The following is a 24,385-nucleotide window of genomic DNA, read 5'->3' on the forward strand; positions in this document are numbered from 1 at the left end:
CCGGCCAGCGGCCGGCACTACCGGAGCAGGTCGCGCAGGCCTTCGCGGTAACTCGGGAAGCGCGGTTGCCAGCCCAGCGCCGCACGCGTGCCACGGCTGTCGATGCGCTTGTTGCTCTCGTAGAAGCGCCGCAGGGCTGGGCTCAGCCCCGGGTCGTCCCACGCCACTGGAGGCGGCATCACAAAGCCACCCAACTGCGCGGCGAAGGCCAGCACCTCCTGCGGCGGCGCAGGTTCGTCGTCACTGGGCAGGTACAACCCTTGCGTGATGGGTCGCTGCATCGCGGCGATGATCACCGCGGCAAGATCCTGCACATGCAGCCGGTTGAACACCAGCCCTGGCCGCACCACGTGGCGTGCACGCCCCTGCGCCAACTGCACCAGCGCATTGCGACCCGGTCCGTACAGGCCGGGCAGTCGGAACACCGCCGAGGCGATGCCGCGTTGTCCGGCCAGTGCACGCCACTGTGCTTCCGCCAGCTGGCGCTGCACACCGGCGGTCTCGGTGGCATCGGCCACGCTGGTTTCGTCGATCCAACCGCCGGCGCGGTCGGCGTACACCGAGGTCGATGACAGGTAACCGACCCAGCGTAGTGCGGGGCTGGCCTGCAGCGCCGGCAGCAGCCTACGCAGCGCCGGATCACCCTCGGCATCCGGCGGCACGCTGCACAGTACGGCCTCGGCGTGTTCGATCTCATCGAGCAGGGCCGGCGAAGGCGCGGCGTCTGCCTGCAATCGGTGCCGACGCAGGCCATCATCGGGCGCCGCTGCCGGATCGCGTACTGTTCCCGCCACCTGCACGCCGCGTGCCTGCAGCTGCGTGGCCAGCACGCGTCCGCTCCAGCCCAGGCCGAGGATCAGCACCCGCGCCGGCAGCGCGCCGGCCCGCAACGACTGGCTCACCCGCCGCGCTGGGCCTGGTAGGCCTGCAGGCTGCTGTAGGCGACCTGCAGCAACAGGCCTTCCTGGTCGGCCTTGCGCGCACGCGCCAGCATGTCGCCGACGATCTGCTCGGCCTCCACCTGCAGGCCGGCTTCCAGGTCACGCAGCATCGAGGCCTTCAGCGCAGATCCTGCCTGGGTCAAGGTGCCGCGCGCGATGTCCTGCGCGCTGTCGGGAATCGGTTCGCCGGCTGCTTCGGCCACCGCCAGGCATTCGTCGTACAGGCCGCGCACGATGGCCTGGCCATCATCGGTGGCGACGATGGTGCCGATGTCCGCACGCAGCAGGCAGGTGGCAGCTGCCAGTGCAGTCAGGAAGGTGTACTTGATCCACTGCTCCTGGCCGATGCGTTCGCTGGCCAGGTGATCAAGATCGGCCTGCGCGCAGGCGGCGGCAAAGCCGCGCACGCGTGCGGAGATCGCGCCGCCATCGCGCTCGCCGAAGGTGAGCTTGGCCGGCTTGCCCAGGTGCAGCACGGCGCCATCAGCGGCCTTGGTGGCGCTGATGAAGCACAGGCCGCCCAGCACCGCCTCACGACCGAAGCGCGCATCCAGTGCGTTGTAGTGATGCAGGCCATTGAGGATGGGCAGCACGGTGGTACCTGCACCCACGGCCGGGGCGATGGCGTCAATCGAGCTGTCCAGGTCATAGGCCTTGCAGCTGAGGATGACCAGATCGAAGGGCTTTTCTGCAGCGAGCGCGGGCAGGGCGTCGGCGGTGACGTGCTGCACCGGGAAGCGGGCATCGCCGATCGGGCTGCGGATGACCAGACCATCGCGGCCGAGCTGTGCAGCGCGTGCCGGGCGCACCAGGAAGGTGACATCGACGCCGGCCTGGGCCAGGCGACCACCGAAGTAACCGCCGGTACCGCCGGCGCCGAGGATCAGGATGCGCATTGCACGTTCACCGTGTTCTGGGGGAATCAGAACTGCGATTGTGCCGGAGATTGCAGGCGAAAAAGAGCCGAGCATGGGCTCGGCTCTACAGGGCAACGGTCTCCTGCGCTTCATCAGCGGCCGGCACGACCATGGCAGGGCTCAGCTGCGCATGCCCACGCCACGGCGCAGCAGCCACAGCGCCACCGCAGTCAGCACCACCACGAAACCGATCATCAGCGCGTAGGCCACCCACAGCGGCACATCACTGCTGCCCAGCAGGCCATAGCGGAACGCGTTGACCATGTAGAAGATCGGGTTGGCATGGGTGGCGGCCTCGGCCCAGGTCGGCAGCAGCTTCACCGAATAGAACACGCCGCCCAGGTAGGTCAACGGGGTCAGGATGAAGGTCGGCACGATCGCCACGTCGTCGAACTTCTTGGCGTACACCGCGTTGATGAAGCCGGCCAGCGAGAAGATCGTCGCACCCAGCAGCACCGTGCTCAGCGTCACCAGCGGGTGCGGGATGCGCACCGGGGTGAAGAACATGGCGATGATCAGCACGATCACGCCCACCATCAGGCCGCGCAGCACCGCGCCGGCCACGTAGCCCCACAGGATCACCCAGTTCGGCATCGGGCTGACCAGCAGCTCTTCCACATGGCGGCCGAACTTTGCGCCGAAGAACGAAGAGCTGATGTTGCCGTAGCTGTTCTGGATCACGCTCATCATCACCAGGCCCGGCACGATGAACTGCATGTAGCTGTAACCGCCCATGTCACCTACGCGCGAACCGATCAGGCCGCCGAAGATCAGGAAGTACAGGGTCATGGTGATCGCCGGCGGCACCAGGGTCTGGCCCCAGATGCGCATGATGCGGGCGACTTCGCGGCGCACGATGGTCATCAGTGCGACGCGGTTGCGCTGGCCGTCGGTCAGCTCGGTGGTGCTCATGCGGAGGTCTCCAGGTTGCCGGTGAGGCGCACGAACAGCTCCTCCAGGCGATTGCTCTTGGTACGCATCGAACGCACGCGGATGCCGGCCTCGTTCAGCGTGGCGAACACGCGGTTGAGGTCCATCGCGCGCGGCATGTCGATGTCCAGCGTGTGCGGGTCCGGTGCGGTCAGGGTCGCGCCCTCGATCACCGGCAGCTGCGCCGGCAGCTCACCGTCGATGTCCAGCAGGAAGCCTTCCACATCCAGCTTGGCCAGCAGGGTGCGCATCGGCCCCTGCTCGACGATCTGGCCGTGGTTGATGATCGCCAGGTGCCGGCACAGGTACTCGGCCTCTTCCAGATAGTGCGTGGTGAGGATGATGGTGGTGCCGGCCGCATTGATCTCCTTCAGCACCCGCCACATGTCACGGCGGATCTCGATGTCCACGCCGGCAGTCGGTTCGTCCAGGATCAGCAGGCGCGGGCGGGTCATCATCGCGCGGGCGATCATCAGCCGGCGCTTCATGCCGCCGGACAGGGTGCGGCTCATGACCTGCGCCTTTTCCCACAGGTGCGCGCGCTTGAGCTCTTCTTCGGCGCGCTGCTCGGCCTCCTCGCGCGGCACGCCGTAGAAGCCGGCGTAGTTCACCAGGATGTCGAAGGGCTTTTCGAACAGGTTGAAGTTGATCTCCTGCGGCACCAGCCCGATCAGGCGCATGGTGGCGCTGCGGTTGCGCACCAGGTCGCTGCCGAACACTTCCACCTGGCCCTGGCTGAGGTTGACCAGGGAGCTGATGATGCCGATCAGGGTCGACTTGCCGGCGCCGTTGGGGCCGAGCAGGGCGAAGAAATCGCCCGGGGCCACTTCCAGGGAGACCCCCTTCAGGGCCTGGGTGCCGTTGTCGTAGGTCTTGCGCAGGTCGCGCACGCGCAGGGCGGGCGCCATATCGTTCAGGGATGCCAAGCTCGAAGCCTTCGCGCCCATGGGCTGGCGCTGGAGAGGGGCGGGGAGGGGCTATTATAGAAGACCCCGAGGGCTTGCCCCGGCTACACACTGTCCCGAAAAGTCGTGCCTGTTCAATTCCCCCTCAAGCTGGTCGGCCGCCGCATGCTGGCCCCGACCGTCGGCCACTACCAGTTCGTGCGTGACGACGGACAGCCGCTGGATTTCCAGCCGGGCCAGTTCATCCAGGTCCATTTCAGCTACGCCGACGGCACCGAAACCAAGCGCAGCTACTCGCTGGCAACCATCCACGACCATGCGCTGGGCCCGGGCGAGGCGGTGGATATCGCGGTCAGCTTCGTGCCCGGCGGCGCCGCCACGGCCTTGTTCGAAGCGCTGGAGCACGGCGGCCAGGTCAGCGCGTCCGGCCCGTATGGCCGGTTCTGCCTGAACCCCGGCGACCACAACGCCCGCTACCTGCTGATCGCCACCGGCACCGGCGTCACCCCGTACCGCTCGATGCTGCCGCTGCTGGAAACGGCCATGGCCGAGCGCGGCGTGCAGATCGTGCTGCTGCAGGGCGCACGCAGCCCGGGCGAGCTGCTGTACAGCGAAGATTTCTACAGATTCGCCGAAAAGCATCCGAACTTCCGTTATGTTCCGTGCCTGTCGCGCGAACTGCCGGCCGATCCGCATCCGGACGTGCAGCACGGCTACGTGCAGCAGGCACTGGCCGGCTTCACCCCGGACCCGGCCACCGACATCGCCTACCTGTGCGGCAACCCGGACATGGTCGATGCCTGCGCCGAGCTGCTGAAGGCTGCCGGCCTGGGCAACCCGCAGATCCGCCGCGAGAAGTACGTCAGCAGCAAATAGATCCGGGTAGTGCCGGCCGCTGGCCGGCAACCCGATGAACCGGAGGCGGCTTCATGCCGCCCCCGGAACCTGCCTCAGTACGCGATCCAGGCATCCCGCCAGGCGAATCCGGTGCCCGGGCGATAGGCGTCGGCATTGATGTTGCACCAGGCGCCTTCCGGGAACGGGCGGCAGGCGTACAGCTTGCCGTCGGTGCCCTTCACCACGGTCTGGCCGGGGATGTAGCTGCCGAGACCGGCCGGGTACACGAAGTCGTAGTCGCCGGGCGGCGGATCGACCGGGCCCGGATTGCGGGTTTCCAGCTCGAAGCGATTGCCCGGCTTGAGGTAGACACGGTTCTCGGTAGCCGACGCCACCGGCGTGATCACGCCGTTTCTCATCACGCCTACGCGGGCATGCTGGGCACTGCCGTTGACCTTGCGTGCCAGCGCCAGCGGCCACTGTGCCGGAGCGGTCTGGCCGGCGGCCAGGACGGTTTCCGGGCGTTCCAGGTCGTTGCCGTTGGCGTTGAACACGCGCAGGGTCACGGTCGACCCGACCTCCAGCGCCCCGCGTGCGGTGACCGCGCCCGCATCCTGCCACTGCGGCGGCGGTTCGACGCCATCACCGCCTTCGAAGCGCACGTCCATGCAGGTGTAGAAGGCTTCACCCGAATCCGAGCGCTGCCAGGTGTTGTAGATGATGTGCTGGCCGCTGCGCTTGGGCAGCGGGCAGTCCAGCTTGTAGACACCGCCCTCGGACAGCGGCGTGTTGCCCAGCGTGCAGAACGCCTCCAGGTCTGACCAGCGCAACCCGTCGCTGGCCTTCCAGCCATCGCGGGTGACGTAGAACTTCCATTCGCGGGTGGCGTGCGGCGCCGGTGCCAGGAATTCAAAGGTGTAACGGCCGCGCGCATCGGCGCGGATCGGCGAGGTCGGCCAGTCGTTGCGGTTCAGGTCGAGACCGCGGAACTTGCTGTTGCCGCCGCTGCACAACTGGCCATCCGGAACCACGGCCTGATGGTTGCCATTGGCATGGGCTTGGTTGATGCCATTCCAGTCGTAGAACGGCTGTGCGCCGCCGATCGCCTTGGCCGCAGCGCAGGCCGGGTTGGTCGGACTTTCCGGGTTGCCTTCATGGCACTGCTTCACGCGGCTGAGGGGCTTGGACATGGTGCCGTGGGCGAAGGCGCTGCCGGACAGGGCCAGGCCCGCAATGACGGACAGCGCGAGCGCGGCCCGATGGGACAGGTGCATGGTGATCTCCTCTGCAAGGGTGGGACTGCCTGCAGGAGTCTTCCCATCCGAGCCGAGGATGACCATCGGATCTGTACGAAATTCGTGGTCACGCAATTGCATCTGTGCGTGCGTGCCCACTTTGCATTCCTGCCGGTGGGAGGCGATGCAGTCGCATCGCCTCCCGGTCGTGCAATCAGTACGCGATCCAGGCATCCCGCCAGGCAGAACCGGTACCCGGCCGATACGCCTCGGCATTGACGTTGCACCACGCGCCTTCCGGGAACGGGCGGCAGGCGTACAGCTTGCCGTCGCTGCCCTTCACCACGGTCTGGCCCGGCACATAGCTGCCGATGCCCGCCGGGTACACATGGTCGAAATCACCGCCCGGCGACGGCGTGCCCGGGTCCGGCACCTTGGTGTCGAGCTGGAAGCGGTTGCCGTCCTTCAGGTACACGCGGTTGGCGGTGGCCGAGGCCGACGGCGTGATCACGCCATTGGCAAGCACGCCCATCCGTGCGTGCTGCGCGCTGGCATTGACCTTGCGCGCCAGCACCAGCGGCCACTGCGCGGCCGCGGTCTGGCCACTGGCCAGCGTGGCCTCCACGCGTTCGACGTCATTGCCGTTGGCGTTGAACACGCGCAGGGCCAGGGTGGTGCCGACCGGCAGCTCGCCGCGTGCGGTCACCGGGCCGGCATCCTGCCATTGCGGCGCCGGTGTCGTACCACCGCCGCCCTGGAAGCGCACGTCCATGCAGGTGTAGAACGCTTCGGTCGAATCCGAGCGCTGCCAGGTGTTGTAGATCACGTGCTGGCCGGTGCGCTGCGGCAGCGTGCACTGCAGCTTGTAGGTGCCATCGGCCGACAGCGGCGTGTTGCCCAGCGTGCAGAATTCCTGCAGGTCGGCCCAGCGCAGCGGGCTGCCCGGCTGCCAGCCCTCGCGGGTGACGAAGAAGCGCCAGTCGCGGGTCGCGTGCGGCGCGGTGGCCTTGAACACGAAGGTGAACCTGCCATTCGCATCGGGCTGGATCGGCGTGGTCTGCCAGTCGCTGCGGTCCACGTCCAGGCCGCGGAAGGTCGGGTTGTTGCCGCTGCACAGCTTGCCATCGGGTACCACCGCCTGATGATTGCCGTTGGCGTTGGCCTGGTTGATGCCGTTCCAGTCGTAGAACGCCTGTGAGCCGCCGATCGCCTTGGCGGCGGCACAGGCCGGATTGGTCGGATTCTCGGGATTGCCCTGGAAGCAGGCGTAGACGCGGCTGACCGGCGTGGTCATGGTGCCGTGGGCGGCCGCAGTGCCGGCCAGGCCCAGGCCGGCGGCGGCGAACGCGGTGGCCAGCAGCAGCGGTTTGGATCGGAATGACATGGCGCATCCTTGTGGTCGTCGAAAGGGAACGGTGACCGCAGGAGCTGCGCTGCACGGCGGACTTTCGGCGGCACCTCCGCGAGTATCGAGTCGCGATGCGAGCGGCGGAACCGCGAAGATGCCGATCCGTGACTGCGCATGTGAAGCCCTTCCCGCGGGCTTCACGTGGGGCTGAACGGATGCGCGGGCGATCACGTGACCGGCGTGCCATCGATCACGTCATGAAGGTCACGCGGCGGGGATGCCACAGCGACCCGATCGGCCTGGCACGAGAAACATCCGTGGGCCGCGTTGTGCAGCTGGACGAAGGCCACTGCCGGATCGGCAAACAGCCGATCCAGCTGCGCACCGACCTCGCTGCCTGCGGCGATCTGCGCCTCCCGCATCAGCGCGGCGTGATCGTAGGCACGCAGCGAGATCATCCGGCGCTGCACATAGGGCGGTACTTCGCCAGGCGGCAGCACGCATCGGGTCGCCCCGCGCTGTACGAAGATCGGGCCGGACGCGTGATAGGGCGAGTGCAGCGGCAGATGGACATGCGAGAGCAGGAGCAGCTCGCTGCCCGGCGGCGGATCGCTCAGTCCCACCCGGCAGGGGTGGCCGCCGTGCGCGCCGGCCCAGCGGCGCTGGATGCCCAGTGCGGCCAACGCCGTGTCGCTCTTCTCGAACAGGTGCAGGAACGGGCGGTGGTCGATGCCACCGAGGTACCACATGTGCATGCCGGTCTCCTTGTGTGCGCCGCATTCTGCGCTGCGGTGTGCGCACGGTGCTCGCCGTTTTCCGACCTTGCATTCCACAGCCCGGGGCCGAAGCCTCAGCCGGTGGCCGCAAGGCGCTAAGATGCGCGCGGCGCCCCTGCCGACGAGCGGCGAATGTCCCTGCATTTCCCTACCATCACCGTGCTTGGCTTCCTGCTCTGCATCGGCATTGCGATGGGGTTTTCGCTGCTGCTGCTGGTGCTGCGAGGGCAACCGGTGCTGCGCCAATGGACGATCAGCCTGTGGCTGATGACGCTGGGGGTGACCCTGCTGGCATTGCGCCCGTATCTGCCGCTGGTGCCTGCGGTGCTGGCCGGCAACGCGGCAATGGCGGCCTGCGGCCTGATGATGCTGCGGGGCGTGGCCCTGCATCTCGAGCGACCGTTGCCGCTGTGGCGGCCGCTGCTGCTGGCGGCCACGTTCATGGCCTGCGTCTTCGCGTTCCTGGTGATGTGGCCCGACCTGGGCATCCGCCTGCAGGCGTTCAGTGTGTTCGCGGTGCTGGTCAACGGCTGGATTGCCGTGCTGCTGCTGCGCTACGCGCCGCCGCAGCAGCGCACCAGCTGCCGGCTGGCCGCGGCGGTGTTCCTGGCCGAGGCCGCGCTGTATGTGGTTCGCCTGTGGCTGCCGGTTGCGCCTGACGCCGGTGAGGACATCATGCGCACCGGATCACCGATGTTCGCCACCTATCTGGCCGGCGTGATGCTGGAGCTGGCGCGCTGTTTCGCCATGGTGCTGCTGCTGGTTGAACGCATGCTGGTCGATCTGCGCCACGCCGCGCGTACCGATGGACTGACCGGCCTGCTCAACCGCAGTGCGGTGCTGGCCGATGGCCAGGCCCGGTTGCAGCAGTTGCGCCGCCAGCGACGATCGTTGGTGCTGCTGCTGATCGACGTGGACCACTTCAAGATGATCAACGACCGCTGGGGCCATCCGGCCGGCGACGAGGTGCTGCGCCACTTTGCCCATGTGCTGCAGCAGTGCCTGCGCGGACGCGACCACCTGCTGGGGCGCTACGGTGGCGAGGAGTTCGTGCTGGTGCTGGCAGGCAGCTCGCAGCGCGAAGCGGTGGAACTGGCCGCGATGATCCGTGTGCGCCTGCAGCAGTGGCCGGCGTCCCTGGCCCAGGGGCCGGTGGCCGTCACCGCCAGCGTCGGCCTGGCCGTGGACGCCGGGCAGGGCGAACTGGGGCTGTTGCTGGCGGCTGCCGACGTCGCCCTCTACCGTGCCAAGGCCGAGGGACGCGACCGCCTGGTCTGTGCAGCCCCGGAGACGGTTTCGTCTTTGCCCATCGCCGCCGACGCCGTGCCCGTGTAAGTTGGGTCACATCTTCCGCGGCAGCCCGTCGTGGTCGGCAGGAACGTCCTCCAGGGGAAACGAGCACGATGCAAAGACACCACCTCGCACTGGCCACCATGCTGGCCAGCCTGATGCTGGCCGGCTGCAGTCCATCACCCTCGGGCAATGCCGGGGGCGGTGCCGATGCACCCAGCCGCCGCTACGGCACGCTGGCATTCCAGCCCTGCACGCTGTCCAGCGAAGGCGCCAGCGCCAACGTCGCGGCCCAATGCACCACGTTGCAGGTGCCCGAAGACCGCGCCCGGCCTGACGGTCGCCGCATCGACCTGCGCATCGCCTGGCTGGAGTCGGGCGACAATGGCGCCAGCCAAGCCGATCCGGTGTTCTTCCTTGCCGGCGGCCCCGGCCAGGCCGCCAGCGAAGTGGCGGTCATCGTCGACACCGCGCTGCGCCAGGTCCGCAAGCAGCGCGACATCTTCCTGATCGACCAGCGCGGTACCGGCGGCTCCAATCCCCTGACCTGCCTGGGCGCGGACGGCAAGCCGCTGCCCATCGACGAGGAGGCCGCTCCCAGCGAGGCCCTGCTGCGCGACTACGCCCAGCGCTGCGCCGCATCGCTGAAGGGACGCGCCGACGCGCGCTTCTACACCACCAGCGAGGCGATCGCCGACCTGGACGCGGTACGCCAGGCATTGGGCGTGGACCAGCTCAACCTGGTCGGCGGCTCCTACGGTACCCGGGTGGCCCAGCGCTATGCCGGCGCCTACCCGCAGCACACCCGCAGCATCGTCATCGACGGCGTGGTGCCCAATGAGCTGGTGGTCGGCGGAGATTTCGCCAACACTTTCGAAGACGCGATCACGCTACAGGCAGCGCAGTGCCGCAAGAATGCGGCGTGCAGCAAGCGTTTCCCGGTCGATACCGCTGCCCAGCTGCGCAGCGTGGTTGCAACCCTGCGCCGTGCACCGGTAACCGTCGACTATCGCGACCCGGGCACCAACGCGCCACGCCAGGACGTGCTGAGCCCGGACAGCGTGGTGGGCCTGGCGTTCGCCTTCTCCTACGTGGCGCAGTTCTCCTCGCTGCTGCCGCTGGTGCTGGATGAAGCCGCACAGGGTCGCTATGCACCGCTGGCATCGCTGGCGCGCGGTGCCAACCGCAGCATGGATTTCCAGATCAACCGCGGCATGCAATGGTCGGTGATCTGCAGCGAGGATGCACCGCGCTACCGCGCACCGCCTGCGAACCCAGACCGCCTGTTCGGCAATGAAGTGGCCAGTGCGTTCTTCGCCGCCTGCCCGGTATGGCCGCACCAGCCTGCTGCGCCGGCCAATGCCGATCCCTTGCGCAGTGAGGTACCGGCGCTGCTGTTGTCCGGTGAGCTGGATCCGGTTACCCCGCCGCGCTACGCCGAACAGGTCCTCAAGGGCCTGCCCAACGGCCGCGCGCTGGTGGCCCGCGGTCAGGGCCACGGCACCCTGGCTGCCGGCTGCATGCCGCGCCTGCTCGGCCAGTTCATCGACAAGACCGATGCCAAGGCGCTCGACGCCAGCTGCCTGGACACGCTGAGCTACGTGCCGGCGTTCACCTCGTTCAACGGATGGGAACCATGATCGTCGCCGACAACCTGCACAAGGCCTTCGACACCCGCAGCGGGCGCATCCAGGCGGTGTCCAACGTCGGCTTCCGCGCCGAGGATGGCCGCATCACCGGCCTGCTTGGCCCCAACGGCGCCGGCAAGACCACCACCATGCGCATGCTCTACACGCTGATGACCCCCGACCAGGGCAGCATCACCGTCGATGGCATCGACGCTGCGCGCGACCCAGTGGAAGTGCGCCGCCACCTCGGCGTGCTGCCCGATGCGCGTGGCGTCTACAAGCGCTTGACCGCACGCGAGAACATCGCCTACTTCGGCGAACTGCACGGCCTGTCCGCGCAGATGATCCGCGAACGCATCGAGGTGCTGTCCCATGCACTGGACATGGGCGACATCCTCGACCGGCAGACCGATGGCTTCTCGCAGGGCCAGCGCACCAAGACCGCGATCGCGCGCGCGCTGGTGCATGATCCGCGCAATGTCATCCTGGATGAACCGACCAACGGCCTGGACGTGATGACCACCCGCGCACTGCGCCGCTTCCTGCTGGGGCTGCGCGAGGAAGGCCGCTGCGTGATCCTGTCCAGCCACATCATGCAGGAGGTCGGGGCGCTGTGCGACCACATCGTGATCATCGCCAAGGGCACGGTGATGGCCGCCGGCAGTGCCGATGAACTGCGCGCGCAGGCCGGCGAGCCCAATCTGGAAGATGCATTCGTGACACTGATCGGCAGCGAAGAGGGCCTGCACGCATGAGCATGATGTCGACCCTGATGACGGTGATGCGCAAGGAACTGCGCGATCTGTCGCGCGATCGCCGCACTTTGCTGTTGACCCTGCTGTTCGGGCCGCTGCTGTACCCGGTACTGCTGCTGGGCATGGGCAAGCTGGCCGAAAGCCGGGTGCGCACGCAGATCGAACAACCGTTGCAGATTCCCACCATCGGTGCGGAGAACGCGCCCAACCTGGTGCGCTTCCTTGCTGCGCAGGGCCTCAATGCCACCCCGGCACCGAAGGAACTGGCAGAGGCGATCCGCAGCCAGGACATCGACGTCGCGTTGCGCATCAGCGATGACTTCGGCAGCAACTGGGCCGATGGCAAGCCGGCACTGGTGGAGGTGATCAAGGACAGCACCCGTCGCGCCGCTGAAGTTCCCAGTGCGCGTCTGGAAGCTGCCCTGGCCACCTACAACGGCCAGGTGGGCGCGCTGCGGCTGATGTCGCGTGGCATCGACGCGCAGGTGGCACGCCCACTGGATGTGGCACGCCAGGATATGGCCAGTGCCGAAGCCAAGCGCGGCATGATCCTGTCGATGCTGCTGCCGGTGCTGCTGACCCTGACCTCGTTCATCGGCGGCGCCTATCTGGTGATGGATGCCACCGCCGGTGAGCGTGAGCGGCAGTCACTGGAGCCGTTGCTGGCCACGCCCGGCTCGCGCAGCGCGATCGTCAGCGGCAAGATCGCGGCGGCCTGCGTGGTTGGCTTCATTTCGCTGCTGTTGACCCTGGTGGCATTCAAGGTGAGCGCGCAGATCGCACCGGGCAATGTCGGCCGCCAGTTCAACATGAACATCGGCTCGATGCTGCAGATGCTGCTGGTGATGCTGCCGATGCTGCTGATCGGTACCTCGCTGCTGACCTTTCTCTCGGCCGCCGCCAAGAGCATGAAGGAAGCGCAGAGCCACATGACCTGGTTGATGCTGCTGCCGATGCTGCCGGGCTACGCGCTGGTGGCGTATCCGCTGAAGAGCGAGCTGTGGCAGTACGCAGTGCCGTTCCTGTCGCAGAACCAGATGCTGCTGAAGGTGATCCGCCACGAGATGATCACCCCATCGGTGTGGGCGATCTACCTCGGCGCCAGCCTGGGCCTGGCCGCGCTGCTGTGGTTCGCGGCCGTGCGCCGCTACCACAACGAGCGCCTGGCGATCTCCGGCTAAGCGCGAAAAAGGGGACGGAGGGGATTAAGTCGTTTTTGCCTCTTCCGTCCCCGTTTTTCGAGGACGTCCCCTGGCCCGCATCACCACGGATCGCCCAAGGGTCTCTTCCACCCTCTGCAGGAAGGCTGCGTCCCCCAACGGTCGTTGCCTGCTGCTATGGGCACGGATGGCAGGCACGTCGGCAGACGCGCCCGTATCACGCAGGAACTGCGCATACAGTGCGGCTCTGCGTTCGGTGTCGGGCGAAATCGCCAGGAAGGCGGGGTGCGGCGTCAGCAGAGGATCATCGCGCTGGTTCAGATGGCCCTGAGCGCTGGACCACGGATGATCTTCCGCAGCGGTGACCATGCCGGCCCGGACCGGGTTGCGTTCGATGTAGCGGTACACACTGAGAAGATAGGCATCGGTATCGATCATCGAGGAATGAAAGCGGCCCTGCCAGAGCGGGCCGCTGCGTCCATGCCGCTGGTTGAAGGCCTGCACGTAGTTGTTGCCCTGCACGCGCATGGCGTTGGCCAGCCCCAGCGGCGTCGTTGGCGTGGCCAGAAGATGGATGTGGTTGCCCATCAGTACATATGCATGCAGCGCTACGTGGTACTTGTCGAATGCACTGCGCAGCAGGTGCAGGAACAGCTGCCGGTCGATATCGTCGACGAAGATTGCACCTCTGTTCACTCCGCGCTGGGTCACGTGATAGGCGTAGCCGGCCAACATCAGGCGCGCTTGTCTGGGCATGGGAATCCGCGTTTGCAAGGGAGTCCCAGCGTGCCGTGACCATCGCAGGCAAGGCCATCAGAGGTTGCCGCGCGAGGCTGTGGGGCCGGGCAGAAGCGACTTAATCCCCTCCGTCCCCTTTTCCATACCGCGCCGGCGTTACCCCCATCTCACGCTTGAACACGGCGATGAAGGCGCTGGGCGTGTCGTAGCCCAGCGACAGCGCAACACGGATCACCGACTCACCCATCAGCAGGTGTGGCAACGCCAGCAGCACGCGAAGTCGCTGCCGCCACTGGCTCAGCGTCATACCGGTCTCGGCCAGCCAATGGCGGGCAAGGCTGCGGCTGGACAGCCCGCCGCTGGCGGACCAGTCCTCGATGCTGCGGTTGTCGTGCGGGGTGCGCGCCAGTGCGGCGGCGATCCGCCGCAGGCGTCGGTCGCGCGGTTGCGGCAGGGCAAGCGGTAGCGGTGTGCTGGCAGTGATCTCATCGGCGATCACGCCGGCCAGGCGTTCCTGCGCCGCGTCCAGTGCCCGTTGCTGCCATTGCAGCGCCCGCATCGTCGCGGCCTGCAACAGCGTGCTGGGCTGGAAAATGCGCGGTGTCGTGGGCAGTTCCATGCAGGCCGCAGCGCTGAAGTACAGGCTCCAGCCATCGAACCCGTCCGCGCCCACCAGTGCGTGGGGCAGCGAGGGCGGAATCCAGGCGACGTGCCCCGCCGGCAGCAGCCAGTGCAGGTCGCCGGCCTCGATCCGCAGCAGGCCGCGGTGGGCGCCCAGCAACTGGCCGCGCACATGCTGGTGGCGCGCGGTGCGGCGTCGTCCGGGCACGCGCAGCTGGGAAGCGAGCACGCTGGGGCCGCCTTCGGTGTTCGCCAAAGCCGGGTCGATCAAGCGCACTGGTGTCTGATCTGCCATATTGGTTGGCAGTTATACGGCAGAAACGCCCGCGCGCGAGCGCCACACTGGGCGCCCAATCTCACAGGAGCACCCTCATGCGGCCACAGGATATCCTCCCCGACCATCAGAACGAGGTGCAGGTGAACGGCCTCACCGTGCGCAAAGGCAGCGTCGGTGCCTTCCTGGCCAGCGTCCGCCACTGGCAGGATCCGGCCAGTTCCGCTGCCACCCGCGCCACTGCCGAGGCCGACCTGCGTGCACTGCTGCCCGGCCTGCACGCGCTGGGCCTGTTCCAGATCCTGGCCGCGCGCGACCCTGCGCTGCAGCGGCTGATCGACGCGGCGGCCTGAAACGCACAAGGCCCGGGCATGCCGGGCCTTGGTGTCAGGGCGGGGCGGAAGCGACTTGATCCCCTCCGTCCCCTTTTCTGTGGTCAGCCGCCCGGTGCGAATACCAGCGTGCGGCGGGTGGTGACCGGCGCGCCGACCGGCTCGAAGCGCCAGCGCTTCACCGCGTTCAGCGCCTCGCGATCAAACACGCGCGACGGGGTTGCACGCAGCACGCGGGCGTTGATCACCGAACCGTCCGTGCCGACCGTGATTTCCACCAGCACCTCGCCGGAAGTACCCGCACGCAGCGCCTCGGCCGGATAGCGCGGCGCCGGTGTGCTGACCGGGCGCAGGTTGGGTGCGGCAGCGGCGGCCGGTGCGGCGGCCTGGCGTGCCGCACTGGCCTGCTGGGCAGCGGCCTGCTGCTGCTTCTGCTCGGCCTCGCGACGGGCGGCGGCCTGGCGCTCGGCCTCCTGGCGCTCGTTGTCGCGGCGCGTGGCATCCTGCTGCGCGGCGATCTGCTTGGCGGCGTCGGCTTCCTTGGCACGCTGCTCGGCCAGGCGCTGCTGCTCGGTCTGCTGCTTGCTGCGGTCCTCGGCGTCCTTCTTCGCCTTCTCGGCTTCGGCCTCGGTGCGCTTGGCGGCGTTCTGCACGCCCTTGGCCAGGCCATCCTTCAGCCGCGGCAGTGCCGGCGCGGACGCATCCACTTTCTCGATCAGTGCCACCAGCCGCTGCGCTTCGGTGAAATCCTCGCGGCCCAGGTGCTGTTCGGCGGCGATGAGGGTGTAGGGCAGCAGATCGGTCAGTGCGCTCTTCACCGACGCATCGTCCGGCGTCTTGTCGCGCAGGGCGAGGTAGTACTCGATGGCGTTGTCGCCGGCCGGGGCATACATGCGGTTCTCGCGCAGGGCCTGGCTGGCCGATTCACGCAGCTGTTCGGTACCCATCGACTGCACCTTGGCCGCGACCGCCGGGGCGGCCGGTGCCGTGGCCGCCGGGGCGGCGCCCGGCGCCGGTGCGGGTGTTTCTTCCTTGCCCGAGCAGGCGGCCAGCGCCAGTGCCAGGGCAACCGGCAGCCACCGGCGCGCGGCGGTGATCGTTGAGACGTGCGACATCCTGCTCCCCTCTAGAAGACGACGTGACGTAAATCATTGATACGCATGGCCGGGACCTGCGGTCCGGGCGCGGCAGGGTGACGTTTCCCGACGCCACCGCCGGCAACGGCGAGGGTGCAATCTAGCATCCCGGCCACCGCCGCGTACAAGGGGCGATGGCCGGGATGGGGCAGCGGCGTCATGCCGCTGCCGGCAACGAGGTCAGTGGTCGTGCGGCTTGCTGTGGCTGTTGGACATCAGCTTGTCGGTCCAGGCGATGCCGATCGCCGACAGGATGAACACGCAGTGGATGATGGTCTGCCACAGCACACCGTCCGGGGTCAGGTTGGTGCACTGCGCCGCGGCGATGTTCTCGGCGGCCAGCGCCATGCGGTCCGGCGTGCAGAACGGCATGGCACCCAGCCCGCCACTGGCGATGAAGGTCTTCAGCAGGTGGATCGAGGAGATGCCGATGATCGCCATCGCCAGCTTCACCTTCAGCACGCTGGCATTGACGTGGCTCAGCCATTCCGGCTGGTCCGGGTGGCCTTCCAGACGCAGGCGCGAGACGAAGGTCTCGTAGCCACCGACGATCACCATCACCAGCAGGTTGGAGATCATCACCACGTCGATCAGGCCCAGCACGATCAGCATGATCTGTTGCTCGCCCATCGACGGCGAGTGCGAGATCAGGTGCCACAGTTCCTTGCCGAACAGGTAGACATAGACGCATTGCGCCACGATCAGGCCCAGGTACAGCGGCAGCTGCAGCCAGCGCGAGGCGAAGATCAGGGTCGACAGGGGGGAGAGCGGCGGACGGTTTGCACTCATGCGGGGGATGCTGCGTTGCGGGGGAGTGGCGAGGTTACTGGCCCGCCATGACGGTGCCAACCCAACTCACGCACTAGACTTCAGGTTCCCTTCCGTACCCCGAGCCGCTGCCATGATCGACCTGTATTACTGGCCCACCCCGAACGGCCACAAAGTGACCCTGCTGCTGGAGGAAGCCGGCCTGGAGTACCGCATCCATCCGGTCAACATCGGCTCGGGCGAGCAGTTCAAGCCTGAATTCCTGGCCATCTCGCCCAACAACAAGATGCCGGCGATCGTCGACCACGCTCCGGCCGATGGCGGCGCACCGCAGAGCGTGTTCGAATCCGGCGCGATCCTGCTGTACCTGGCCGAGAAGACCGGCCGCTTCCTGCCCAGCGACGCGCGTGGCCGCGTCACCACGCTGGAATGGCTGTTCTGGCAGATGGCCGGGCTGGGCCCGATGAGTGGCCAGATGGGCCACTTCCACGTGTACGCACCGGAGAAGATCCCGTACGCGATCGAGCGCTACGACAACGAAGTACGCCGCCTGCACGGGGTGATGGACAAGCGCCTGGCCCAGCATGCGTTCCTGGCCGGCGAGGAATACACCATCGCTGACATGGCCAGCTACCCGTGGATCGGCGCCTACGACAGGATTCCGGTCGATTTCGCCGCCTTCCCCAACCTCAAGCGCTGGCACGAGGCGATTGCCGCGCGCCCGGCCACCCAGCGGGCCTACGCCCTGCGCCAGCAGGTGAACCCCAACGCCGGCAAGCCGCTCAGCGACGAAGAACGCAAGCACCTGTTCGGCCAGCGTTGACCGCCCCGGGGTCGGATCCCTTTGCAGCGCAAAGGGCTCTGACTCCAGCACCGGGCCATGGGCAGAAGGTCATGCTGCCTTCCCGCACAGGCTTGGTTAGGATGGGGGATGACCGCTCCGCGCCCGACGCGGGGGCGGACCTGCCGTTTGCCGGGATCCTCCATGCGCCACCTGTTCGCTTCGCTCGCCCTCATGCTCGCCACCACAACCGCTGCCCACGCTGAAAAGCTGACCCTGGAAGCCATCACCGGCCCGCTGCCGCTGTCCGGCCCGACCCTGATGAAGCCCAAGGTGGCACCAGACGGTTCGCAGGTCAGCTTCCTGCGCGGCAAGGACAGCGACCGCAACCAGCTGGACCTGTGGAGCTACGACATCGGCAGCGGCCAGACCCGCCTGCTGGTCGATTCCAAGGTTGTGCTGCCGGGCACCGAGACCCTCAGCGACGAAGAGAAGGCCCGCCGCGAGCGCCAGCGCATCGCCGCGATGACCGGCATCGTCGATTACCAGTGGTCGCCGGACGCGCAGCGTCTTCTGTTCCCGCTGGGTGGCGAGCTGTACCTGTACGACCTCAAGCAGCAGGGTGCCGCGGCCGTGCGCCAGCTGACCCACGGCGAAGGCTTTGCCACCGACGCCAAGCTGTCGCCGAAGGGCGGCTTCGTCAGCTTCATCCGCGGCCGCAACCTGTGGGTGATCGATCTGGCCAGCGGCAAGCAGCTGCAGCTGACCGGCGACGGCAGCAGCACCATCGGCAACGGCGTGGCCGAGTTCGTCGCCGACGAGGAAATGGACCGCCACACCGGTTACTGGTGGGCGCCGGATGATTCGGCCATTGCCTTTGCCCGCATCGACGAAGCGCCGGTGCCGGTGCAGAAACGCTACGAGGTCTACGCCGACCGCACCGATGTGATCGAACAGCGCTATCCGGCCGCCGGCGATGCCAACGTGCGCGTGCAGCTGGGCGTGATCGCACCGGCCGCCGACGCGCAGCCGCGCTGGGTCGACCTGGGCAAGGAACAGGACATCTACCTGGCCCGCGTCGACTGGCGCGATGCCCGGCACCTGAGCTTCCAGCGCCAGTCGCGTGACCAGAAGCAGCTGGACCTGGTGGAAGTGGCGCTCGATTCCAACCGCCAGCGCGTGCTCGCCCACGAGACCAGCCCGACCTGGGTGCCGCTGCACAACAGCCTGCGTTTCCTGCAGGACGGCAGCGTGCTGTGGTCGTCCGAGCGCACCGGTTTCCAGCATCTGTACCGCATCGACAGCGCAGGCAAGACCATCGCGCTGACCCAGGGCAACTGGCCGGTGGACGAACTGCTGGCGGTCGATGAGAAGGCCGGCAAGGCCTACTTCCGTGCCGGCATCGACAGCTCGCGCGAAAGCCAGATCTACGCGGTGTCGCTGCAGGGCGGCCAGCCGCAGCGCCTGTCGAAGGCGCCGGGCATGCACAGCGCCAGCTTCGCGCGCAACGCCAGCGTCTATGTCGACAGCTGGTCCAACAGCAGCACGCCGCCGCAGATCGAACTGTTCCGCGCCAACGGCGAGAAGATCGCCACCCTGGTCGAGAACGACCTGGCCGATCCCAAGCATCCGTATGCGCGCTACCGCGATGCACAGCGCCCGGTCGAGTTCGGCACGCTCACCGCAGCCGACGGCAAGACCCCGCTCAATTACAGCCTGATCAAGCCGGCCGGTTTCGATCCGTCCAAGCGCTACCCGGTGGCGGTGTACGTGTATGGCGGTCCGGCCAGCCAGACCGTCACCGACAGCTGGCCCGGCCGCGGCGATCACCTGTTCAACCAGTACCTGGCCCAGCAGGGCTACGTGGTGTTCTCGCTGGACAACCGTGGCACCCCGCGCCGTGGCCGCGACTTCGGTGGCGCGCTGTACGGCAGGCAGGGCACGGTGGAAGTGACCGACCAGCTGCGCGGCGTGGCCTGGCTGAAGCAGCAGCCGTGGGTGGACCCGGCGCGCATCGGCGTGCAGGGCTGGTCCAACGGCGGTTACATGACCCTGATGCTGCTGGCCAAGGCCTCCGACAGCTACGCCTGCGGCGTGGCCGGCGCCCCGGTCACCGACTGGGGCCTGTACGACAGCCACTACACCGAACGCTACATGGATCTGCCGGCGCGCAATGAAGCCGGTTACCGCGAGGCGCGCGTGCTGACCCACATCGACGGCCTGCGCTCGCCGCTGCTGCTGATCCACGGCATGGCCGATGACAACGTGCTGTTCACCAACTCGACCAGCCTGATGAGCGCGCTGCAGAAGCGCGGCCAGCCGTTCGAGCTGATGACCTACCCGGGTGCCAAGCATGGCCTGTCCGGCGCCGATGCCCTGCATCGTTACCGCGTGGCCGAAGCCTTCCTGGGGCGTTGCCTGAAACCCTGATCCACAGCCGGGAAGGAGCCCGCCAATGACCCTGCCACCGCCCATTCCCAGTCACTGCACCCGACCCGCCGGATGGTGGAGCCGGCACTGGCGCTGGGCGATGCCCCTGACCGTCGTGATGGTGTTGGGCGTGGCCGGCGGCATCGTGGCCTGGAGCGTGCTGCGCTGGAGCGAGGCGGCACGCGAGAGCCCGCCGATGCGCGAGGCGTTGCGGCGCGCCGGCTGCAGTGTCGAACTGGTGGAAGCGTTCGGCGAACCCCTGCGTACCGGATCGATGCCGCTGGGCAGCATGCAGACCGCGATCGACGGCCAGCGCGACGTCGGCCTGACCGTGGCCCTGCAGGGCTCCCGCGCGCACGGCCGGTTGTTCGTGCAGGGCAGCCGCCGCGATGACGTATGGGATTACCCGGTGATGTACGTGCTGGGCGAGAACAAGCAGACCTTCGACCTGAGCGCGCTGGATGACAATGAAGCGGCGGACGAGTGCGCGCTGCAGGAATGCCGTGATCGCGGTGAATGCCCACTTGCCGCGGCGCTGTGACCTCCAAGGGCAGGCGAGGGAGGGGCATCGACTGCTCTCCAAAACCCCCGAAGAACCCCGCGCTGCGCGCGATAGTCGACTGACAGTCGACTCTTCCCCGGCAGGTTTCCGCGGAGCCGGCCGCACAGCCCGGTCGCCATGACTTCCCGCAGATTGTCGCCATCGCCCTGAGCGCGTAGGGTGCGGGCAACCCTGTCCTGGAGTGCACCATGAAGCCGATCGCGCTGGCCGTTGCCCTGGCCCTGACCGCCGCCCCGCTGCTGTCCGCCCCGCCGGCGCTGGCCGCACCCACCGCCAAGGCCGCCACGCCGGCCAGCCCGGCCTGGGTGGCCCGCAGCAATGCACTGGCGCAGATCCTGCTCGATGCCCAGGGCCCGTTCCAGCCAGAGGAAACCGGCTTCTTCGGTGTGCCTGGCTATGACGACAAGGTGGCCGATCTCGGTCCCGACAACGACAAGCGCTACCGCGCGGCGATGGCCAAGGCGCGCGACGAACTGAAGGCGAAGCTGGCCACCGAGAAGGATCCCAACGTCCGCCAGGACCTGGAGATCATGATCCATGCCGCCAGCCAGAACATCGAAGGCAGCGAGCTCAACGAGAAGTATCTGCTGCCGTGGACCGACGCACCGCAGACGGTGTTCAGCGGCCTCAACCTGCTGCTGTCCGACCAGGTGCCAGCCGAGCGCCGGGCCAAGGCGATCGATCGTCTCAAGGCCTATGCCGGCCTGCAGCCGGGCGGCACCGCCTTCACCACGCTGGCACGCCAGCGCTACGAGGAGCGGCTGAAGGACAGCAGCCTGCTGCAGCCGACGAAGATCGAAGTGCAGCAGTCGCTGGACAACGTCGAGACCTACATCAGCGGCATCGAGTCGCTGCTGAAGAAGTACCAGATCGCCGGTGCCGATGAAGCGATGAAGACGCTGGCCGGGCAGATGAAGGACTACGCGGCGTGGACGCGCAAGGACGTGCTGCCCAAGGCGCGCACCGATGCACGCTTGCCGGCGCCGCTGTACGCCTACCAGCTCAAGCAGGTAGGCATCGACATCGACCCGAAGCTGCTGATGCAGCGCGCGCAGCTGGAGTTCATGGAAACCCGCTCGGCGATGCAGCAGCTGGCGCCGCTGGTGGTGAAGGACAAGGGCCTGAAGGTGGCCGACCCGAGCGACCCGGTGGCGGTGATCCGCGCGCTGAAGGCCGACAAGATCGCCGACGACCAGCTGGAAGGCCACTACCGCAAGGTGATCGATGCGATCGATCCGCTGATCCGCGAGCACGCCATCGTCGATGTCCCCAAGCGCGCCATGCAGATGCGCCTGGGTTCGGCGGCCGAGAGCGCGGCCAGCCCGGCCCCGCACTTCCTGCCGGCGCCGCTGGTCAACAACACCGGGCAGCAGGGCACCTTCGTGCTGCCGCTGGGCAACCCGGCCGCCGGCCCGGGCGCACAGTACGACGATTTCAACTTCGGTTCGGCCGCCTGGACCCTGAGTGCGCATGAAGGCCGCCCCGGCCACGAGCTGCAGTTCACCGCGATGGTCGAGCGTGGGGTGTCGCTGGCGCGCACCATGTTCGCGTTCAATTCGGTGAACGTAGAAGGCTGGGCGCTGTATGCCGAAGCCGAGATGGTGCCCTACGAGCCGCTGGACGGGCAGATGATCGCCCTGCAGTTCCGCCTGCTGCGTGCAGCGCGCGCAATGCTCGACCCGATGCTCAACCTTGGCCTGACCGACCGTGCCAACGGCGAGCGCGTGCTGATGGAGCAGGTGGGTTTGTCCAAGGCGATGGCCACCCAGGAACTGGACCGCTACATGGTGCGCATGCCGGGCCAGGCCGGCAGCTACTTCTACGGCTACACCCGCATCCTGGAACTGCGCATGCAGACCGAGCTGGCACTGGGCGCGAAGTTCGACCGCCTGGCGTTCAACAACTTCCTGCTCGACCAGGGCCTGCTGCCGCCGGACCAGCTGGCCGACGCGGTCAACAAGGTGTTCGTGCCGAAGTACAAGCGCTGAGCATCACCGGGTAGTGCCGGCCGCTGGCCGGCATTCCCTTTGCGCAGGAATTCCCGAGGTTGCCGGCCAGCGGCCGGCACTACCGAATCGCGTCAGCGTTGCGGTTGCGGGGTGATCACCTGTGTCGGCAATCGCGCCGGCGGTGCCGGGTTCGGCACCCAGATCGCCACGCCGGCCGCACGCTTCTGCGTGGTCGGAATGCCAATGCCGACGCCACCGCCGACATGCGAACCGAAGGTGCCGGCACCCACCGACATGCCGACTGGCGAGCCGCTGCTGCCTACCCCCATCAGCACCACGCCATTGGCGCCCAGTGCCGCCGCTTCACGCTTCAGGCGTGCCACCGCGGCATCGGTCTGGCCCTGCGTGCCGAAGCCGACCGCCGAGGCCGACTCCAGCTGGGCAATCTCCTGGGAGCCGGCCGGTGGCGTCGAATAGATCTGCACCAGCGCCGGATCGATCGGTGCCCGGGCGCGGCCCAGCATCACCTTGGAAGTACTGGCGCAGCCGGCGCTGACCAGCAGGATGGCCGCCACCGCGGCCCAACGGATGTTCATGGCACGACCCCTGTAGGACTGGTTGCGATCATCGGCGGGCCACTCTGAATCGGCGCCAACACCCGCCCGTGGGCAGGCAGCCCAGACGCTAGCACGGTGCCGGTGACAGCCCTGCCAACGACAGTAGGCGGCGGCCCCGGGAACGATTATGGTGGGGCCAGGAACCAACTGCAGGAGGGCGGCATGGGTGTGATCAGTCTGTTGTGGGGTGTGCTGGCGCTGCTGTGGATGATCCTGGCACTGATTCCGCTGCTGGGCTGGGGCAACTGGTTCCTGATCCCGTTTGCCGCCGTTGGCGCGGTGATCGCCGCGCTGGGCATCCTGTTCACCCACCCCAGCAAGCGTGGCCGGGCCTGGGCCGGGCTGGTGCTGAACGGCATCGTGGTGGTGGTTGGCATCCTGCGCCTGGGCTTGGGCGGCGGCGTGATCTGAACCCGCTGGCGGGTGCGACCGGGCGTCGCAGGCACACGGCCGGTGGCCGGGCAGGGGCGTACAATGAATGACTGCGCGAGCCCCCCGCGTGCCTGTGAATCCGCGCCCGGCGCGGCTGCCCGATGATCATCCGACCCCGTCCCCACGGCTGGCAACTGCTGTACATCCTGCGCGGCTCGATCGTTCCGGCGATCGCGCCGAAGGTGCTGGCCATCCTGATCCTGTCCATTGCCGTGGCGGCGGTGGTGGAGTTGGCGCCGCCGACCGGCATCGAGCGCTTCTCGGTGACCCCGTTCACCCTGCTCGGCCTGGTCCTGTCGATCTTCCTCAGCTTCCGCAACAGCGCCTGCTACGACCGCTGGTGGGAAGGCCGCAAGCTGTGGGGCCAACTGGTCTACGAATCGCGCTCGCTGGCCCGCCAGGTGCACCTGCTGCTGCCTGACGATGCAGGCCGCCGCCGTCGCATCGCCTACCTCACCACGGCCTTCGCCCATGCCCTGGCGGCGCGCCTGCGCGGGCGGGTGGTGGCGCTGGCGGCCGTGCCTTGGCTGGACAAGCCGCAGCGCGAGCAGCTGGGCCAGCGCGAGAACGTCCCTGACGCACTGCTGGCGATGATCGCCGCCGAACTGGCCCAGCCGCTGCGCAGCGGCGAACTGGACCCGATCCTTTACACCCAGCTGGAACAGCGCCTGCACGCGATGTCGTCGATCCAGGCTGGCTGCGAGCGCATCCTGACCACGCCGCTGCCGTTCGCCTACACCCTGCTGCTGCACCGCTGCGCGTGGATGTTCTGCGTGCTGCTGCCGTTCGGCCTGGCCAGCTCGCTGGGCTGGGGTACGCCGGTGTTGTCGGCGGTGCTGGCCTATGCCTTCTTCGGCCTGGACCAGCTGGGCGAAGAAATGGAGGACCCGTTCGGCCTGGAGCCGAACGACCTGCCGCTGGATGCGCTGGTGCGCACCATCGAAATCGACCAGCTCGACGCGCTCGGCGAACGCCCTTTGCCCGAACCCCTGCTGCCGCAGGGTTACCTGTTGCAATAGCCAC

24 protein-coding genes are annotated in these 24,385 nt (G+C 67.8%); 12 read left to right on the top strand and 12 right to left on the bottom strand.

The genetic code is table 11. From position 1 onward, the window contains the following. Positions 1–17 precede the first annotated feature (17 nt). The 4 genes from AC5YGJ_RS14340 to AC5YGJ_RS14355 all read right to left on the bottom strand — a co-directional run bounded on the left by AC5YGJ_RS14340 (position 18) and on the right by AC5YGJ_RS14355 (position 3,735). On the bottom strand, positions 18–902 hold the full coding sequence (locus AC5YGJ_RS14340) for an NAD-dependent epimerase/dehydratase family protein (RefSeq protein WP_496186911.1): 885 nt from the start codon (positions 900–902) through the stop codon (positions 18–20). After that, positions 899–1,837 (bottom strand): 2-dehydropantoate 2-reductase, encoded by a 939-nt coding sequence (panE, locus tag AC5YGJ_RS14345; protein ID WP_496186912.1) that lies wholly within the window; start codon positions 1,835–1,837, stop codon positions 899–901. The genes AC5YGJ_RS14340 and panE overlap by 4 nt, the downstream gene beginning before the upstream one ends. A 141-nt stretch (positions 1,838–1,978) precedes the next feature. Then, a complete protein-coding gene (locus AC5YGJ_RS14350; protein ID WP_107232578.1) occupies positions 1,979–2,770 on the bottom strand; it encodes an ABC transporter permease in 792 nt (263 codons plus the stop codon). After that, a complete protein-coding gene (locus AC5YGJ_RS14355) occupies positions 2,767–3,735 on the bottom strand; it encodes an ABC transporter ATP-binding protein (RefSeq protein ID WP_249842503.1) in 969 nt (322 codons plus the stop codon). Before AC5YGJ_RS14355 ends, AC5YGJ_RS14350 begins: the two co-directional genes overlap by 4 nt. An 84-nt stretch (positions 3,736–3,819) precedes the next feature. Here AC5YGJ_RS14355 and AC5YGJ_RS14360 point away from each other — a divergent pair, with 84 nt between their 5' ends. Continuing rightward, positions 3,820–4,569 carry a ferredoxin--NADP reductase gene (locus tag AC5YGJ_RS14360; protein WP_309338436.1) on the top strand — a complete coding sequence of 250 codons (750 nt, stop codon included), beginning with the start codon at positions 3,820–3,822 and terminating at the stop codon, positions 4,567–4,569. A 74-nt stretch (positions 4,570–4,643) separates the two neighbouring features. On the opposite strand, the gene AC5YGJ_RS14365 is transcribed toward AC5YGJ_RS14360, so the two are convergent. The 3 genes from AC5YGJ_RS14365 to AC5YGJ_RS14375 all read right to left on the bottom strand — a co-directional run bounded on the left by AC5YGJ_RS14365 (position 4,644) and on the right by AC5YGJ_RS14375 (position 7,868). Beyond that, entirely contained in the window at positions 4,644–5,804 is a 1,161-nt protein-coding gene (locus AC5YGJ_RS14365) for a lytic polysaccharide monooxygenase (protein ID WP_496186913.1), read from the bottom strand. Between the two features lie 175 nt (positions 5,805–5,979). Continuing rightward, positions 5,980–7,149 carry a lytic polysaccharide monooxygenase gene (locus AC5YGJ_RS14370; protein WP_496186914.1) on the bottom strand — a complete coding sequence of 390 codons (1,170 nt, stop codon included), beginning with the start codon at positions 7,147–7,149 and terminating at the stop codon, positions 5,980–5,982. 191 nt (positions 7,150–7,340) lie between these two features. Further along, entirely contained in the window at positions 7,341–7,868 is a 528-nt protein-coding gene (locus tag AC5YGJ_RS14375; protein WP_496186915.1) for a DUF1203 domain-containing protein, read from the bottom strand. 153 nt (positions 7,869–8,021) lie between these two features. Between AC5YGJ_RS14375 and AC5YGJ_RS14380 the strand changes: the two genes are divergently transcribed. The 4 genes from AC5YGJ_RS14380 (at position 8,022) to AC5YGJ_RS14395 (ending at position 12,743) form a co-directional block, all read left to right on the top strand. Further along, positions 8,022–9,224 (top strand): GGDEF domain-containing protein, encoded by a 1,203-nt coding sequence (locus AC5YGJ_RS14380; protein WP_496186916.1) that lies wholly within the window; start codon positions 8,022–8,024, stop codon positions 9,222–9,224. Between the two features lie 68 nt (positions 9,225–9,292). After that, entirely contained in the window at positions 9,293–10,819 is a 1,527-nt protein-coding gene (locus tag AC5YGJ_RS14385) for an alpha/beta hydrolase (RefSeq protein ID WP_496186917.1), read from the top strand. Beyond that, the gene (locus AC5YGJ_RS14390) at positions 10,816–11,562 is read left to right on the top strand and encodes an ABC transporter ATP-binding protein (RefSeq protein WP_249842509.1); all 747 of its coding nucleotides are present in this window, start codon (positions 10,816–10,818) and stop codon (positions 11,560–11,562) included. The genes AC5YGJ_RS14385 and AC5YGJ_RS14390 overlap by 4 nt, the downstream gene beginning before the upstream one ends. Further along, a complete protein-coding gene (locus AC5YGJ_RS14395) occupies positions 11,559–12,743 on the top strand; it encodes an ABC transporter permease (RefSeq protein ID WP_249842510.1) in 1,185 nt (394 codons plus the stop codon). The genes AC5YGJ_RS14390 and AC5YGJ_RS14395 overlap by 4 nt, the downstream gene beginning before the upstream one ends. Before the next feature lie 24 nt (positions 12,744–12,767). Here AC5YGJ_RS14395 and AC5YGJ_RS14400 read toward each other — a convergent pair whose 3' ends face one another. Together AC5YGJ_RS14400 and AC5YGJ_RS14405 are read right to left on the bottom strand one after the other, a co-directional pair. After that, positions 12,768–13,478, bottom strand: a complete 711-nt coding sequence (locus tag AC5YGJ_RS14400) for an REP-associated tyrosine transposase (RefSeq protein WP_496186918.1) — start codon at positions 13,476–13,478, stop codon at positions 12,768–12,770. Positions 13,479–13,578: 100 nt separating this feature from the next. Then, positions 13,579–14,376, bottom strand: a complete 798-nt coding sequence (locus tag AC5YGJ_RS14405; protein ID WP_496186919.1) for an AraC family transcriptional regulator — start codon at positions 14,374–14,376, stop codon at positions 13,579–13,581. A gap of 77 nt (positions 14,377–14,453) precedes the next feature. On the opposite strand from AC5YGJ_RS14405, the gene AC5YGJ_RS14410 reads away from it, so the two are divergent. Continuing rightward, the gene (locus AC5YGJ_RS14410) at positions 14,454–14,708 is read left to right on the top strand and encodes a hypothetical protein (protein ID WP_249842513.1); all 255 of its coding nucleotides are present in this window, start codon (positions 14,454–14,456) and stop codon (positions 14,706–14,708) included. 83 nt (positions 14,709–14,791) lie between these two features. Here AC5YGJ_RS14410 and AC5YGJ_RS14415 read toward each other — a convergent pair whose 3' ends face one another. Beyond that, positions 14,792–15,802, bottom strand: coding sequence for an energy transducer TonB (locus tag AC5YGJ_RS14415; RefSeq protein ID WP_249842514.1), 1,011 nt, complete (start codon positions 15,800–15,802; stop codon positions 14,792–14,794). 201 nt (positions 15,803–16,003) lie between these two features. After that, positions 16,004–16,612 (bottom strand): TIGR00645 family protein, encoded by a 609-nt coding sequence (locus tag AC5YGJ_RS14420; RefSeq protein ID WP_249842515.1) that lies wholly within the window; start codon positions 16,610–16,612, stop codon positions 16,004–16,006. 112 nt (positions 16,613–16,724) lie between these two features. On the opposite strand from AC5YGJ_RS14420, the gene AC5YGJ_RS14425 reads away from it, so the two are divergent. The 4 genes from AC5YGJ_RS14425 (at position 16,725) to AC5YGJ_RS14440 (ending at position 22,352) form a co-directional block, all read left to right on the top strand. Continuing rightward, positions 16,725–17,414, top strand: coding sequence for a glutathione binding-like protein (locus AC5YGJ_RS14425; protein WP_309339360.1), 690 nt, complete (start codon positions 16,725–16,727; stop codon positions 17,412–17,414). Between the two features lie 162 nt (positions 17,415–17,576). After that, positions 17,577–19,802, top strand: a complete 2,226-nt coding sequence (locus AC5YGJ_RS14430) for a S9 family peptidase (RefSeq protein ID WP_249842517.1) — start codon at positions 17,577–17,579, stop codon at positions 19,800–19,802. Between the two features lie 25 nt (positions 19,803–19,827). Beyond that, a complete protein-coding gene (locus tag AC5YGJ_RS14435; RefSeq protein ID WP_496186920.1) occupies positions 19,828–20,343 on the top strand; it encodes a cytochrome c oxidase assembly factor Coa1 family protein in 516 nt (171 codons plus the stop codon). Between the two features lie 209 nt (positions 20,344–20,552). Next, positions 20,553–22,352, top strand: coding sequence for a DUF885 domain-containing protein (locus AC5YGJ_RS14440; RefSeq protein ID WP_496186921.1), 1,800 nt, complete (start codon positions 20,553–20,555; stop codon positions 22,350–22,352). Positions 22,353–22,444: 92 nt separating this feature from the next. Here the strand turns inward: AC5YGJ_RS14440 and AC5YGJ_RS14445 are convergent, their stop codons facing one another. Beyond that, positions 22,445–22,909, bottom strand: coding sequence for a hypothetical protein (locus tag AC5YGJ_RS14445; RefSeq protein WP_057497881.1), 465 nt, complete (start codon positions 22,907–22,909; stop codon positions 22,445–22,447). A 183-nt stretch (positions 22,910–23,092) separates the two neighbouring features. On the opposite strand from AC5YGJ_RS14445, the gene AC5YGJ_RS14450 reads away from it, so the two are divergent. Together AC5YGJ_RS14450 and AC5YGJ_RS14455 are read left to right on the top strand one after the other, a co-directional pair. Beyond that, entirely contained in the window at positions 23,093–23,341 is a 249-nt protein-coding gene (locus AC5YGJ_RS14450) for a hypothetical protein (RefSeq protein ID WP_006475755.1), read from the top strand. Positions 23,342–23,463: 122 nt separating this feature from the next. Continuing rightward, entirely contained in the window at positions 23,464–24,381 is a 918-nt protein-coding gene (locus tag AC5YGJ_RS14455; RefSeq protein WP_309339377.1) for a bestrophin family protein, read from the top strand. Positions 24,382–24,385 lie beyond the last annotated feature (4 nt).

The sequence above is a fragment of the Stenotrophomonas sp. CS3K5 genome, from assembly GCF_059515225.1.

Coding starts and splice junctions, on each gene's coding strand:
- panE (WP_496186912.1), bottom strand. CDS start 1,837: ATGCGCATCCTGATCCTCGGCGCCGGCGGTACCGGCGGTTACTTCGGT.
- AC5YGJ_RS14350 (WP_107232578.1), bottom strand. CDS start 2,770: ATGAGCACCACCGAGCTGACCGACGGCCAGCGCAACCGCGTCGCACTG.
- AC5YGJ_RS14355 (WP_249842503.1), bottom strand. CDS start 3,735: ATGGGCGCGAAGGCTTCGAGCTTGGCATCCCTGAACGATATGGCGCCC.
- AC5YGJ_RS14365 (WP_496186913.1), bottom strand. CDS start 5,804: ATGCACCTGTCCCATCGGGCCGCGCTCGCGCTGTCCGTCATTGCGGGC.
- AC5YGJ_RS14370 (WP_496186914.1), bottom strand. CDS start 7,149: ATGTCATTCCGATCCAAACCGCTGCTGCTGGCCACCGCGTTCGCCGCC.
- AC5YGJ_RS14375 (WP_496186915.1), bottom strand. CDS start 7,868: ATGCACATGTGGTACCTCGGTGGCATCGACCACCGCCCGTTCCTGCAC.
- AC5YGJ_RS14380 (WP_496186916.1), top strand. CDS start 8,022: ATGTCCCTGCATTTCCCTACCATCACCGTGCTTGGCTTCCTGCTCTGC.
- AC5YGJ_RS14385 (WP_496186917.1), top strand. CDS start 9,293: ATGCAAAGACACCACCTCGCACTGGCCACCATGCTGGCCAGCCTGATG.
- AC5YGJ_RS14390 (WP_249842509.1), top strand. CDS start 10,816: ATGATCGTCGCCGACAACCTGCACAAGGCCTTCGACACCCGCAGCGGG.
- AC5YGJ_RS14395 (WP_249842510.1), top strand. CDS start 11,559: ATGAGCATGATGTCGACCCTGATGACGGTGATGCGCAAGGAACTGCGC.
- AC5YGJ_RS14400 (WP_496186918.1), bottom strand. CDS start 13,478: ATGCCCAGACAAGCGCGCCTGATGTTGGCCGGCTACGCCTATCACGTG.
- AC5YGJ_RS14405 (WP_496186919.1), bottom strand. CDS start 14,376: ATGGCAGATCAGACACCAGTGCGCTTGATCGACCCGGCTTTGGCGAAC.
- AC5YGJ_RS14410 (WP_249842513.1), top strand. CDS start 14,454: ATGCGGCCACAGGATATCCTCCCCGACCATCAGAACGAGGTGCAGGTG.
- AC5YGJ_RS14415 (WP_249842514.1), bottom strand. CDS start 15,802: ATGTCGCACGTCTCAACGATCACCGCCGCGCGCCGGTGGCTGCCGGTT.
- AC5YGJ_RS14420 (WP_249842515.1), bottom strand. CDS start 16,612: ATGAGTGCAAACCGTCCGCCGCTCTCCCCCCTGTCGACCCTGATCTTC.
- AC5YGJ_RS14425 (WP_309339360.1), top strand. CDS start 16,725: ATGATCGACCTGTATTACTGGCCCACCCCGAACGGCCACAAAGTGACC.
- AC5YGJ_RS14430 (WP_249842517.1), top strand. CDS start 17,577: ATGCGCCACCTGTTCGCTTCGCTCGCCCTCATGCTCGCCACCACAACC.
- AC5YGJ_RS14435 (WP_496186920.1), top strand. CDS start 19,828: ATGACCCTGCCACCGCCCATTCCCAGTCACTGCACCCGACCCGCCGGA.
- AC5YGJ_RS14440 (WP_496186921.1), top strand. CDS start 20,553: ATGAAGCCGATCGCGCTGGCCGTTGCCCTGGCCCTGACCGCCGCCCCG.
- AC5YGJ_RS14445 (WP_057497881.1), bottom strand. CDS start 22,909: ATGAACATCCGTTGGGCCGCGGTGGCGGCCATCCTGCTGGTCAGCGCC.
- AC5YGJ_RS14450 (WP_006475755.1), top strand. CDS start 23,093: ATGGGTGTGATCAGTCTGTTGTGGGGTGTGCTGGCGCTGCTGTGGATG.
- AC5YGJ_RS14455 (WP_309339377.1), top strand. CDS start 23,464: ATGATCATCCGACCCCGTCCCCACGGCTGGCAACTGCTGTACATCCTG.